This is a genomic window from Pseudomonas zanjanensis (assembly GCF_014268745.2).
In the GTDB taxonomy this organism is placed as follows: Bacteria; Pseudomonadota; Gammaproteobacteria; order Pseudomonadales; family Pseudomonadaceae; genus Aquipseudomonas; species Aquipseudomonas zanjanensis.
Genome location: NZ_JABWRB020000001.1, coordinates 2731249 through 2745122, shown reverse-complemented (window position 1 = coordinate 2745122; position 13874 = coordinate 2731249). Strand labels below are relative to the sequence as shown.

Annotated in this window: 9 protein-coding genes; 2 read left to right on the top strand and 7 right to left on the bottom strand. The window is 61.4% G+C overall.

Features of this window, described 5'->3' with window-relative positions:
- Position 1: 1 nt before the first annotated feature.
- Positions 2-1012, bottom strand: coding sequence for a zinc-binding alcohol dehydrogenase family protein (locus HU715_RS11255; protein ID WP_186704812.1), 1011 nt, complete (start codon positions 1010-1012; stop codon positions 2-4).
- Between the two features lie 298 nt (positions 1013-1310).
- On the opposite strand from HU715_RS11255, the gene treA reads away from it, so the two are divergent.
- The gene (treA, locus tag HU715_RS11250) at positions 1311-2939 is read left to right on the top strand and encodes an alpha,alpha-trehalase TreA (protein WP_186704813.1); all 1629 of its coding nucleotides are present in this window, start codon (positions 1311-1313) and stop codon (positions 2937-2939) included.
- Positions 2940-3323: 384 nt separating this feature from the next.
- Here the strand turns inward: treA and HU715_RS11245 are convergent, their stop codons facing one another.
- Both HU715_RS11245 and HU715_RS11240 read right to left on the bottom strand, forming a co-directional pair.
- Complete coding sequence (locus HU715_RS11245; protein WP_186704814.1) at positions 3324-4277, bottom strand: sensor domain-containing diguanylate cyclase; 954 nt, start codon at positions 4275-4277, stop codon at positions 3324-3326.
- A gap of 3 nt (positions 4278-4280) precedes the next feature.
- On the bottom strand, positions 4281-5291 hold the full coding sequence (locus HU715_RS11240) for a response regulator (RefSeq protein ID WP_186704815.1): 1011 nt from the start codon (positions 5289-5291) through the stop codon (positions 4281-4283).
- Positions 5292-5590: 299 nt separating this feature from the next.
- Between HU715_RS11240 and HU715_RS11235 the strand changes: the two genes are divergently transcribed.
- Complete coding sequence (locus HU715_RS11235; protein WP_202892770.1) at positions 5591-7963, top strand: bifunctional diguanylate cyclase/phosphodiesterase; 2373 nt, start codon at positions 5591-5593, stop codon at positions 7961-7963.
- A gap of 11 nt (positions 7964-7974) precedes the next feature.
- On the opposite strand, the gene HU715_RS11230 is transcribed toward HU715_RS11235, so the two are convergent.
- The 4 genes from HU715_RS11230 to HU715_RS11215 form a co-directional block, all read right to left on the bottom strand.
- On the bottom strand, positions 7975-8412 hold the full coding sequence (locus HU715_RS11230) for a type 2 periplasmic-binding domain-containing protein (RefSeq protein ID WP_186704816.1): 438 nt from the start codon (positions 8410-8412) through the stop codon (positions 7975-7977).
- An 11-nt stretch (positions 8413-8423) separates the two neighbouring features.
- On the bottom strand, positions 8424-9656 hold the full coding sequence (locus HU715_RS11225; protein ID WP_186704817.1) for a porin: 1233 nt from the start codon (positions 9654-9656) through the stop codon (positions 8424-8426).
- 91 nt (positions 9657-9747) lie between these two features.
- On the bottom strand, positions 9748-11610 hold the full coding sequence (locus tag HU715_RS11220) for an ATP-binding protein (protein ID WP_186704818.1): 1863 nt from the start codon (positions 11608-11610) through the stop codon (positions 9748-9750).
- 424 nt (positions 11611-12034) lie between these two features.
- Positions 12035-13738, bottom strand: a complete 1704-nt coding sequence (locus tag HU715_RS11215; RefSeq protein WP_186704819.1) for an ABC transporter ATP-binding protein/permease — start codon at positions 13736-13738, stop codon at positions 12035-12037.
- Positions 13739-13874: the final 136 nt, after the last annotated feature.

Below are 13874 nucleotides of genomic sequence, written 5' to 3'. Positions count from 1 at the left end.
CCTAGCACTCGATGATTGCCTTGACGACACCTTGCTTGGGGTCGAGCAAGGTAGCGAACGATTGGGGCACGTCGTCCAGCGTCAATCGGTGGGTGTTCAGGGCCGCATCCGGAATCAAGCCGTCGCGCAGGCACTGCTCGACGTACCGGAAGTCTTCCTGGGTGGCGTTGCGGCTGCCCATCAGCGTGGCTTCGCGCTTGTGGAATTCAGGGTCGGAGAAAGTGATCGAGTCCCGAACCACCGAGATCATCACGTAGGTGCCGCCGTGGGCGATGAACTCGAACCCGCGCTCCATGGCCCGTGCATTGCCGGTGGCGTCGAAGACCACGTCAAAAAAATCGCCCTCGGTCAGATCGGCCAGGGCCTGCTTGTCGCCGTCTCCGATGTGCACGGCGGCGTGGATATTCAGGTGTTGCCTGCAGAACGACAGGCGATCCTCACGCGTATCCAGGACGGTGACTTTCGCACCGCGCAGGCTGGCGAAGATCGCCGCCGCCATGCCGATCGGGCCGGTACCGACCACCAGGGCGTGTTTCTGCGCCTGGATGTTCGAGCGACGCACGGCGTGGGCGCCGATCGAGAGGAATTCGATCATCGCGGCCTGGTCCAGGGAAATCCCCGCCGCCTTGTGAACGAACGCGTGGGGAACGCTCAGGTATTGGGTGAACGCGCCGTCGCAGTGGACCCCCAGCACCTGGATCTGGGTGCAGCAGTTGGTCTTGCCCTGGCGGCAGGCGATACAAGTCCCGCAGGACAGGTACGGCATCACATAGACGACGTCACCCACAGCCAGGCCGCTGGCCTCGTCGGTACCTTCCACGACCCCGGAGAACTCGTGGCCCATGACCCGCGGATATTCGAGGTACGGTTGGTTACCGGTGAAGATGTGCAGGTCCGTGCCGCAGACGCCGACGCGCTTGACCCGGATGAGCACCTCCCCGGGTTTCCTGAGGGGGCGCTCACGCTCGATGGCGGTGAGCGAGCCGGGTTCGTTACAGATGATCGTCAGCATGTCGATGCTCCTTGGCTGGCGTCCAGGCAGTCACTGCCTGCAGGCGGGAGGAGGGGTGTGAACACGCGGTTGCCGGGACCGGGGTGCTCTTTTTTGTTGTAGGTGAGCGGTGACCTGCACCAATGACCTAGGCCCGAAACTACAGGCCGAAAAAAATATTGGCAAGACCAATTAAAAAAAAACAAATTGGACTGACCAGTGGGGCGGGGCTCGTCTGACATTGCATCATTGACTGAACCCAGGTCCATTTCGACAGGTCACTGGTTTGTCAGGAATGAAAAACAGGATGGACCCTCTGATGCGACCTATTGCCCTCACCAGCCTCTCCTTCGTCGCGCTGATGTGCGTGGCCTGTTCAAGCCAACCGCCTGCCACCTGGAGCTACGCCGACGCCCAGGGACGAGCCAATCTCCCCCCCGACCAGGCCTACCCCGAGCTTTTTGAAGCGGTGCAGCGTGGGCAGGTATTCACCGACCAGAAGCATTTCGTGGACGCATTGCCCAACCGTGATCCGGCCCGGATCCGCGCCGATTACCTGGCCCAACGGGGCCGCGACGGCTTCGATATCAAGGCCTTCGTGAAAGACAACTTCATCGAGTCCGGCGCAGCCGAAAGCCCGGCCCCCAGGCCCGGCGCTCCGATCAAGGAACACATCGACAACCTCTGGCCGGTGCTGAGCCGCTCCTACAGCCAGGTGCCGGCCTATAGCAGTTTGTTGCCATTGCCGCAGCCGTATGTGGTGCCCGGCGGACGCTTTCGCGAGATGTACTACTGGGATTCGTATTTCACCATGCTCGGGCTTGAGCAAAGCGGCGATAAGGCCCAGGTCCGCCAGATGACCGATAACTTCGCCTACATGATCGACACCTACGGTCACATCCCCAACGGCAATCGCACCTACTACCTGAGCCGGTCGCAGCCGCCATTCTTTGCCTACATGGTGGAGTTGCAGGCGCGTATCGAAGGTGACCAGGCCTATGGGCGATACCTGCCGCAGTTGCAGAAGGAGTATGCCTATTGGATGGAGGGCGCCCAGGCGCTCAAGCCCGGTGACGCTGCCCGACACGTGGTCAAGCTCGCCGATGGCAGTGTGCTCAACCGCTACTGGGATGCCAGCCCGACACCTCGACAGGAGTCCTGGTTGCAAGATGTCAGCACCGCCGAACAGGTGCCGGAGCGGCCCAAGGAGGAGGTTTGGCGTGATCTGCGCGCCGGCGCCGAAAGCGGCTGGGACTTCAGTTCGCGCTGGTTGGACGACGGCCAGAACCTGGCGAGCATTCGCACCACGGCCATCGTGCCCGTGGACCTCAATAGCCTGATCTATCATCTGGAGCACACCATCGCCAAAGCCTGCGAGACGGTGCAAAACATGGCCTGTGTCCAGGCTTATGGCCGGCGCGCCGAACTGCGCCAGCGGGCCATCGAGAAGCATTTGTGGAATGCCGACAAAGGCTTCTACGTGGACTATGACTGGCAACGCAACCAGCAACGCCAAGGCCTCACGGCCGCGACGCTGTTCCCGCTGTACACGGGCCTGGCCGCTGTCGAGCATGCCAATCGCACCGCCGATGCGGTGCGTGACGGCCTGTTGCGCCCCGGGGGTATCGCCACTACCCAGGCCAGCAATGGCCAGCAATGGGACGAACCCAACGGCTGGGCACCGCTGCAATGGGTCGCGGTGGAAGGACTGGAGCGCTACCAGCACACCGCGCTGGCGCAACAGATCGGCAGTCGTTTCTTGCAGCAAGTCGAGAACCTCTACGGCAAGGAAAACAAGCTGGTGGAAAAATACGACCTGTCCGGTCGCGGCGATGGCGGGGGAGGCGGCGAGTATGAATTGCAGGATGGATTCGGCTGGACCAACGGTGTGACGCTCATGTTGCTGGGCAAGTATGGCGAGACGTCTCAAAGCCTGGTGGGTAAGTAAATGCCACACACACATCCCCTGTGGGAGCGGGCTTGCTCGCGAAAGGGGTGGTTCAGCCACATTGAAGGTTGCTGACACGCCGTCTTCGCGAGCAAGCCCGCTCCCACAGGGGATGTGTGGCGTGTCTCAAGCCTCACCATCGCCTCGGAAAAAACTGTGGAGGGCACAAATCTCCTCTACCCGAATCGAGACGTACTTGTGGCGAGGGAGCTTGCTCCCGCTCGGCTGCGCAGCAGTCGCAAAAGCGGTGTGCGCGGTGTGCCTGGCGAAACGGTGTGGCTGATTTGGGGTTGCTTCGCAACCCAGCGGGAGCAAGCTCCCTCGCCACAAGTGCCGGTGTTGGATGGACTGGGTGTGATCGGGTACTGAGCCGTTGCGGGCTCGCTACTCATGCGCCGTCACCCGGTTGCGCCCGGTCTTCTTCGAGGTATACAGCGCCTGGTCCGCCCTGGCGATCAGGTCGGCGTGGTCGTTCGCGGGCTGGCTCAGGTCGGCCACGCCCAGGCTGATGGTGAAACGGATGGCCTGGTCGTTGTACTGCACCTCCAGCGCTTCGACGGCCTGGCGCATACGCTCGGCAAAGATCTGTGCGCCGGCCTTGTCGGTGTCTGACAGCACCACGCCGAACTCTTCACCACCATAACGTCCCGCCACGTCGGATTCGCGTACATGCTCGCGCAGCAGCCTGGCGACATGCTCGATGACCTTGTCGCCCGCCTGGTGGCCGTAGGTGTCGTTGACCCGCTTGAAGTGATCGATATCGAGCATCACCAGGCTCAACGCATTGCCGTAGCGCTGGTGCCGGGCGTAGGCGGCTTTGAGGTTGCTTTCCCAATGACCGCGGTTGTACAGCCCCGTCAGCCGATCGGTGCTGGACAGGAGTTGCAGCTGTGCGTTGGCGGCTTGGAGCTGATGCCGGTTGGTGGCGACGTCGGTGACGTCATAGATCACCAGGCAGATGTGCTTGATGGTGTTGTCCGGCGAGCGCAACGGCAACAGGGTGGTGTTCTGGTACATGAACGCTTCCTGGCCGGTGATCGGCTGGTAGCTCTTGAAGCGCATCAGGTACGGACGCTGCTCCCAGACCGTGAACGCCGGCGTGCCCAGGGTCGCGACGCTTTCCACCTTGCGGCTGAACCATTGGCGATCGATTTCAGGGAACAGGCTGAAAAAATGCTGGTTGTGGGCGTCCTTGGGCTGCACCCCGGAGCGGTTCTCCATGAAGGTGTTCCAGACTTGCACGCGGTACTCGCGGTCGAGCACCACCACCCCGACGTCGATGCTCTGAACGATCGCCAGCAACCAGTGGAACTCGTTCAGATCGATGGATTCGCTCATGGCTCAGTTCATCAGGTAGGCAAGTTTATGGGTCAACCGTTCGATGGAGTCCTCCGTGAACAGCAGCAACAGGTCGAAACGAATATCGTGCCCCTCCAGGCTGTAGCTGATTTCCACCGCCAGGGTCTTTTTCCAGTGCTTGCTGTTGTCCCGGATCAATTCCTCGATGGCGGCGTGCTGGCCGAGAATCTGCGGGTGGCCCTGGGAAAATACCACGTCGATCTGTTCGGCAATGCTGCTCAGGCACGCGCCGATCAGGACGCTGGAAAGGTCCAGGAGCATTTCCAGGTCCGAATAGTCGGCGCTCTGGCGCTGCATCAATTGCGCGATATCGGCGATTTCCGAATCGTGGAAGATCAGCAAGGCTTCGCCGGCGATGCCGCTGCCGATAAACCCCTGGCAAATGGCGGTGAGTTGCTGGGAGCTGCCGACGTCGTTCAAGGCCATGTGCAGTTCCCCGACCTCAAGGAGGTTGACGTTCGGCACCGGCAATTGCACGAAGACCCCCAACACCTTGGCGATCAGCGCCGCCGCCCGGCCGATGGCCACGTTGACGGTCTCGCGGAACGCATCGTGGAAACCGATGGCCACGTTCGTGGCCGAACGATTCTGCGGCGGCACCTGCCCGGGTTGGGCCAGTAGCCCCAGCCGCGCCAGCGTCTGGCGCAGGTCGTTTTCGTCGAACGGTTTTTTCAGGAACGCCAGGGCGCCCAACTCCAGCACGCGGCGCACCGCCTCATCCTGGACGTCACCGGAAATCACGATCACCTGCGCCTTCAAGCCCTCGTCGCGCAAGGCGCTCAACACTTGGTAGCCATCCATCTCCGGCATGGTCAGGTCGAGCAACACCACGTGGCCCAGGCCTTGGCGTATGGCGTCCATGGCCTGGCGCCCGTTGACCGCCTCGGTGACCGAAACCGGCCAGTCCGCCGGCAGGGCACGCAACACCTGTTTGCGCGCCATGTTGGAGTCGTCACACACCACCAGAGGGATCAACGACACAAGGACATCCATCGAATTTCAATGGCTGGAGAGGAGGTGTTGCGTACTTCATTCATAGGCTTGCAAAGACCCTTTTGGTTAACGAATCGGGTTTATCAAGCGTGGTGTCCAGCACCAGACACCGCTGGACACGGTTGTATTGAAACTGGACCAATAAGTCAGGGACGTCAACTGCACTTCGTCATCGAATCCTGGGCAAAGCCACGGTCGGCGCGCGATTGGGCGTGGCAGGCGCGGTTTGTGGTCTATAGTTTTCAGCAGGCGGTCGGTGACCCGCAGTCCGTCAGTGGGAACAATGCAGGGAGCACACCATGGCGATCCAACGGGCGAGTGTCATGACGTCGGCCCCGAGTGTCGTCCATCGAGAAAACGCCCAGGCCGATGTGACGAACAATCTGTTTCGGCGCGGTTTCGACCAGGCCAGGGAAGCCTATATCCTGTTCCCGTTGCTGGCGGTCCTGCTGCTGTTGCTCATCTGGGCCGGCACCCTGTACCTCATCAAGGTCGAACACGCTCGTGCGCAGCAGGGAATTGCCGAAGCGAGCCTGGAGATCGGCGCAACCTACGAAGCGCAGATCCTGCGGGCGGTGCGTGAAATCGACCAGACCCTCAAGCTGGTCAAGTACACCTACGAGTCCGAGCGGGAGCCCAACCCGTTGCCCAAGCTCAAGGCACGCGGCTTGCTGCCTTCTCCCTACTTGTTTGACGTCAGCGTTGTCGATGCCAGTGGCCGGGTCGTGGCCAGTACCCAGCCGAGCGAGGCCGGAAGCAGGATGGCCAAGGACGCGCTGCAAACACCAGGGCCGGACACGGCGCTGTCGATTGGCCGCCCGCGGAAAAGCCCGGCGACGGGGGAGTGGACATTGCGTTTCAGTCGGCGGCTCGATGAAGGAAATGGCGGGTTCGCCGGGATCGCCATGATCGAGGTCGACGCGGCCTATTTCGTCAGCAGTTATGACCCCTCGAAACTGGGCGACCACGGCTTGCTCGGCCTGCTGGGCATCGACGGTATCTTCCGGGCACGGCGCAGCGGGGAAACGATCTCGGCCGGTGACCCGATCGATTACGCCAGCGTGGTGCCGGATACGGAAAACACCGAGGCCATACGCGCGATCAACCCATGGGACGGTGTGCGGCGCTATACCAGTGCCCGCCAGCTCTACGACTTTCCGCTGGCGGTGATCGTCGGTTTGTCCGAGGAAGAACAACTGGCTGCGGTGACCCGGCAGGCGCAGCGCTATCTCTGGCGCGCGGCGGGCGCCAGCCTGCTACTGGTGTTGTTGGCGGGACTTCTCGCGCGGATGAGCTGGCAACTGGCGCAAAGCCGCTTGCGTGCGGGCGAAGCGAAAATTGCCTACGCGGAAAGTGTCGAGTACCTGGCCTATCACGACGGCCTCACGGCATTGCCCAATCGCAGCCTGTTCAGCAAGTTGTTGAGCCAGAGCATCCGTGAGGCCGACCGTTACGATCGGCAATTGGCCGTGTTGTTCCTTGACCTCGACCGTTTCAAGCAAGTCAATGACACGCTGGGCCACGATGCCGGCGATCAACTGCTCATGGAGGTGGCGCAGCGCCTCGAGGCGTGTCTGCGCAGCAGCGATACGGTGGCCCGGTTGGGCGGCGACGAATTCGTGATCCTGCTGCCGGAGCTGTCGCAGGACAACGACGTGGCGAGCGCCGCGCAGAAAGTCCTTGGTGCGATTGCCCGACCTTTCAACCTTCAGGGCCAGGAGTTTCGGGTGACTGCCAGCGTCGGGATCAGCGTGTTTCCACAGGATGGCCTGGACGAGCAGACCCTCACGAAAAACGCCGATATCGCGATGTACCAGGCCAAGCAACGTGGCAAGAACAACTTCCAGTTCTACTCCGCGAAACTGAACGCCGATTCCCTGGAACGGCTGACCCTGGAGCTGAGCCTGCGCCACGCGCTGGAGCGCCAGGAGTTCCAACTGCATTACCAGGCCAAGCGGGACATTCGCAGCGGCCAGATCACCGGCATGGAAGCACTGCTGCGCTGGAATCATCCCGACCTGGGGATCGTGGCGCCCATGCAATTCATCCCCATTGCGGAAGAGACCGGTTTGATCGTGCCGATCGGCAAGTGGGTGCTCAAGACCGCTTGCCAGCAAAACGTCGCCTGGCAACGACAAGGCCTGCCGCACCTGGGCGTCGCCGTGAACCTCACGGCACGGCAGTTTGCCGATGAGGACCTGCTGGCGGATTTGGCCGAGATATTGGCCGAAACCGGTATGGATGCGCGCCTGCTGGAACTGGAAATCGCCGAGCGCCTGCTCATGCAGGACGTCAAGAGGGCGCTGAGTGTGTTGACCGGGCTCAAGCGCCTGCAGGTCCGTATCGCCATCGATGATTTCGGTATCGGCTATTCGTCGCTCTCTGCCCTCGAACAGTTCCCGTTGGATGTCATCAAGATCGACCGTTCGTGTATCTGCGACACCAGCAGCGTGTCGGAAGACAAAGCCCTGACCGAGGCCATCATCGCGATGGGCCGCACCCTCAGCCTGACCGTGGTGGCCCAGGGCGTGGAAACCAAGGAACAGGCCGATTTCCTGCGGGACAATGCGTGCGATGAGTTCCAGGGTTTCTACTTCAACAGGCCGATTCCCGCCGATCAGTTCAAGTTATTGCTGCAGGCCCAGGCAACTGATCCAAACCTCGATCCGTAAGGGCTCGCCATTCATTGCGGCTCGAGCGGCAGTGCCCGGACGCTGTCATCCAGCTCCCGCGCGTCGATATAGCCGATGGTGTCGGGGTTCTCGGCAATACGTTTCTTGACTTCCGTGCCGCTTGAAACCGCCAGTGGCGGCTGGCCCCTGCCGGTGAAGATGATTTTTGACCAGTGCGCCTTGAGCTGGGCTGCGGACTTGCTGGTTATCGTTGTGTAGAACTCATCGCGGGTCGGGGAGTCTTCTGTCTGGTCAATGGGAATCGCCTGGCCGCCACCGGGAAAACGACTGGCCTTGCCCAGGAAAATATCCGCCACCTGATTGCGCGCGAGTGTCTTCACCGGGCTGGACGTGGCGACGACCACCACCACGTCGGCCTTGACGGCAGCGCTGGCGGCGCCCAGGGCGAGTCCCGCCACAGCGAATCCGATGAATCTCACAACCCACATGGCCTGCTCCATCAGAAGACAAAATCCACAGCCAGGCTGATGACGTTGAGCGAGCCCCCCGACGTGAAGTCCGGTTGGGGATTGATCAACGGACCGACCGAGTTGCCCTTGAAACGCGTGTGATCGAATTGCACTTTGGCATCCATGTTCCTGGTGAAATCCCAGCGCACGCCCAGGGAAAGGGTCTGCTGGCCTGCGTTCGAGCCCAGGACGCTGTTGAGCGCACCGTTGAGCTCGGCGGCCGTGCCCGCCAAGGCGGGTGGCAACGCCGCTATCGTCAGGCCCGGGCTGGAAACTTCGGTTTCGGTCCGGGAGCGTGCGTAGGTGACGTAAGGCGTGAACGCTTCGATGCGGTACCCGCCGCTGATGTACCAGGCACTGGTGCGGCCCAGGCCGGAGCGGCTATCGAGACGCCCCCATTCACTCATGACGAACCAGTCGCCCGGATCGTAGCTGGCGCCCACGCCGAGAAATTCGACGGGGGTGTCATCGGAGTCGTAGCGATCGGCGATGGCGATGCCTTCTGGACCGAACGCCCTGAACGTATCGAAGAGTGAATTGAACTGCTCCAGGGTCAGGTCGGCTTTCATGTAGGTGATGCGCGTGGTGAGCACGTCGAACTCGGTGGTATTGGTGATTCCCCAGAAGTTTCTCGTCAGTGCCTTGCCGGCCCCGTCGGGCTGCCGGCTGTCGGTCTGGCCGTAGTGAGCCTGCACGGTATTGATGATCGCATCGACATGAAACCGGTAGCTGCCATCGATGCCGTCGCTGCTGGAGATCGGCATCAGGCTGTAGACCTCCATGGGCGCGCGTACCCAGGGCAGGGTATAGCCCACTTTACGGGTGTCGGACACCAGGAAGGTCGGCAACACAGTACGGCCAATGCGTGCGTTGAAATCCGGCGTGAATTGGTACTTGATGTTGGCCCACTCGACGAAGGGCCGGTAGCTGTTGTCGTAGCGCTGCTCGGAAATGACCTGCACCACGGCCGAAAGCTGCGGGGTGAAGGTGGCGGTCAGTTGGGCGCCTATCAGGCTGTCGACATCGGCGCTCCAGTTGCGCGAATGCCCGGCGCCGTTGGGCTTGAAGATGCTGGACGTGAAGTCGGCTTTTTTCTCGCTGGAATGGACGATCCCCACCGTGCCGAAACTGCTCAGCGAGAACATCTCGGTAGCGTCGGCACTGGCGCCGCCGGCATACAGCGTCACGACGACCAAGGCCAAGGTATTGGGTCTTTTCACCATGGGCTCAAGGTGACCTCGTTGCGTGGATCGCCATTCGTCTGTTCCTTGTACGTCGGCTGAAACTGCGCGCCATTACCCACCGAAGCCTAGTCTAGATGGCCAATTTGAGCGTAAAGGTCGCCCCTGTTCCCGGCCCATCGCTATGGGCCTCCAGCGAACCGCCCATCTCCATGGCCGCCAGGACGCAACTGTGCAGGCCAAAGCCATGGCCATCCTTGCGTGTGGTAAAGCCGTGGGCAAAGATCCGCGTCAGATTCTCGGGCACGATGCCTTCGCCGTTGTCGATGACTTTGATGACCAGGGTGTCGTCTTGGGGAATCTCGCTCTGAAGGATGATTTGAGGGGCCGGCTCCAACCGGTCACCCATCGCCCTGCTGGCGTTTTTTATCAGGTTGATCAGGATCAGCAGCACCCGGTGCTTGTCCAGTTGCAGCAAGGGCGTATCGGCCAGGTTTCTCACCACGGTGATCCGATGCGCCGCGATGATGCCGGCGTTCATGCGCAGGGCATCCTCGATCAGTTCCTTGACCTGCACGGTTTCGGCGAGGCTGGATGGACCTGCATAGGATTGCTGGGCGGCGACGATTTCCTTGATGTGGTCGACGCTTTTGCTCAGTTGGCCGAGTTCTTCGGTCATGCTCTGTTGCTCGATCGCCAGTGCGTCCACCAACTGGTTCAGGTAGCCGGGCAACAGCTTGCCTTTGTCGTCGTGGGAGATGAAATCGCCGAGGTCTTCAGCGTGCTCGTTCATCATTTGCACCGCCTTGCCAAGCCCCAAGGCCTTGCTGGTGCGCAGTTTGCGGGTGACCAGGTCGGCGGAGATATTCACGCTGTTAAGCACGTTGCCGACGTTATGCAGCACATTGGTGGCGATTTCGGCCATGCCGGCCTGGCGTGCGGCCGCGGCCAGTTGGACCTGGGCTTCGGCGGCGCGCAAGCGGCTTTGCGCCAGCTGCCAGCTCATCCGGGCGAGCAGGCCCACCAGCAATACCAGCACCAGGCTGCCGCCCGTGGCACGCCACAGATAGGTACGCGCTTGCTGGTTCACCGCGGCCAGTTGTTCTTCCTCGGACAACCCGACGATCACCGCCAGCGGAAAATCGTAGAGCTGGCGGGCACTGGTGTAGCGCCGCACGCCGTCCCAACCGTTGATCGAGAGCTTCGCCTCGGTGTTTTCAGCGTCCGGCACCACCGCCGTGTAATTGACCGCATCGCCGGCCGATAGCGTTTCCCCGGTGCGCCGTACGCGAAAGATGCCGTCCGTGCCCAGCAGCCCGAGCGCACCCTGGTCGCCGAGTTTCGAGGCGTCGTAGCTGCTGACGAAATAGGCAGCATCCACTTCGACCCTGGCGATCCCGGAAAGCCTGCCATCCGCGGCATCGAGTCGCCGGCTGAAGCGCAAGCGCCATTCGCCAGTGATTGGGCTTTTCCATGGATGGCTGATGGACAACGAATCGCTGTGCCGCAGCGTTTGCTGTTCATCCGGGTCAGCGATGTTTTCCCGGTCGTTGACCCGCGTGCTCGCCACGAACCGGCCGTCCGGATTGACCACACTGACATCGAACACCAAGGCCGGCGGCAACAAGGCCCGTTCCTGGAGGCGGCGCAGGGGATTGGGCTCGTCCTCGGTCTCAAAGGTGTATTTGACCAGCTTGAGGGTCTGATCGATTTCATGGATGGCGCGCAACATTTGCGCTTCGTAGGTAGCACCCATCTCCAGGCTGGCCGTCGCGGCGCTCTGCTGCGCGCGAAGATGTTCAACCTTGATCAGGTAGAGGGTGGCGCTCCAGACAATCAGCAACAGCAGGGCGGCCAGCAGCGGGAACAGGATGTAGGCTTCCTTGGCCTGGTCGAAGAAACGCCGAAGCGTGCTGGCTTCGGTACCGCCATCGGCTTCTGCACAATGAGCGGTGCCAGGGGCCAACCTCAGTGTCTCGGGCCGCTGGATCGGCATGGCTTGCTCCCTGCATTGTCCGACCGAAGGCTGGTGAGCATCCGACACGGTTACGGCTCGAAGGGGTGTTGCTCCTGAAGGCCCGAGCGAAAGAGCCTGGATGTGTCTGACTATAGACCACAAACTCTGCATGCCAATTATGCGAAGAGGGATGGAGTGTCGGGCAGGTCATTTGCGCTTTTTCAGGGATCTGATTGCGCGGGAAGAGGGCACATTGTGAATTGAACCCTGTGGCCCAAGTGCATCCTGTGGCGAGGGAGCTTGCTCCCGCTGGGCCGCGCAGCGGCCCCAAATCAGCCACACCGTTTCGCCAGGCACACCGCAGACACCGCTTTTGCGACTGCTGCGCAGCCGAGCGGGAGCAAGCTCCCTCGCCACAGATCTATCTTTCCCATGCTCTATTTCATAGGCACAGGATGCGGGTTCACACCGCTTGCTTGACCTTGCGATGCACCCACTGCGCCTCGTCCTTCAGCTCCAGGACGTGCCAATGGAAGTGCTCCAGGGAAGCGCTGTGCCCGACGCTGATCAAGATCGTGTCCGGCAGTGTCTGCCTGAGCAGCTGATAGCAACGCGCTTCGTTTGCCGCGTCCAGCGCCGAACTGCTTTCGTCGAGGAACAGCACCGTGGGCCGGGCCAGCAGGGCCCTGACGAACGCGCAGCGTTGCTGTTCGCCGATGCTGAGGGTCTGTGCCCAGTCCCGCTCCTCTTCCAATTGATCGGCCAGGTCTTGCAGGCCGACTTGCTCCATGACCTGGCGTAGCGCGGCATCCTCGTCGCGACGGGGCGGGTTGGGGTACCAGAGCGCTTCGCGCAGGCTGCCCAGCGGCAAGTAGGGTTTTTGCGACAGGGTCAGGGCGCGCTCGCGGTCATAGCTACTCGAGCCGCGAGCGTGATGCCACAGCCCGGTGATCGTGCGGATCAGCGTCGATTTGCCGTAGCCGGACGGCGCGCTGATCATCAGGCTGTCGCCGGGTTTGAGTGACAGGTTGAAACCTTTGAACAACGGCCGGCCATTGGGCAGCCAGATGTCCAGGTCCTTGATATCAAGACCGCTGGCCTGCTGTTCGTGCCTGACCTGGGACTTGACCTCGACGTTATCCAGGCGCTCCTGGAAGCCGACCAAGCGGTCGATCACCGATTTCCATTCCGACAGTTCCGGGAACACGCTCACCAGGTAGGCGATGGCCGCGTGCACTTCGCCGAAGGCCGCGCTTATCTGCGTCAGGCGGCCGAGGGGAAAGGCGCCGGCAAAGAACTGTGGCGCCATGATGAACATCGGGATGACCGTCGCGCTGCGCAAATAGAAGGTCGAGTAGCCCATGATCAGCTTCTGTTTCTTCACCAGCGCCCAGAAGTTTTCCAGCGCCGCGTCCAGGCGACGGTTGAAGCGTTCGTTCTCCACGACTTCGCCGCGGTATTGCGCCACCGAGTCAGCGTTCTCCCGCAGGCGGATGAGCGAGAAACGAAAGTCCGCCTCACGCCGCTGTTGCATGAAATTGAGGCTGGGCAGGGCGCGGCCCAGCCAAAAGGCCAGGCCGGTGCCCAGGAACGCATACACCAGGGCGATCCACACCAGCAGTCCCGGAATGACGAACGACTGATCGTTGAATGGCACGCTGACGAGGCTGGAGGCTTGCCAGAGGATATGCAGGAAGGAAAACAGCGACACCACCGACGTCAACAGGCCCAGGCTCAACTTGAGTGACTTGACGATGAACAGGTCAATGTCTTCGGCGATCCGCTGGTCGGGGTTGTCGACATCGGTTTCGGTCAATTTCAGCTTATGGTAGCGCTGGTTGCCCAGCCACTGATCGAGCATGTTGCGGGTCGCCCAGCGCCGCCAGCGGATGGTCAGTTTTTGCTGAAAGTGAAACGCACCCACGGTAAAGGCCGCCGTGCCGATCTGCAGCAGGATGAATTGCAGGCTGCCGATCAGGAAGCCGTGGTAATCCAAGGCTTGCAAGGCGTTATAGAAATGCAGGTTCCAGAAGTTGGTGAGGATGTTGACACCGACCAGGCACAGGGTCATCAGCACGGTGGCCAACAGTAGCCACAGGGCCGGGTACTTTTCCTCGGAAGCCCAGAAAGGCCGCGCGAGACGCCAGAAGTTGCGGAGTGTGTGCATGGAGTCTTGATGAGCCTGGTCGCTAACGACGTTGAGTTTGCAGGGGAGGGAGGATAGGATCAGCCAATGCTAATCGTTTGCATTAATTAGGGAAAGCCACGGGAGCCCCGTTATCGAATTTCCAGAATGGCTTAAC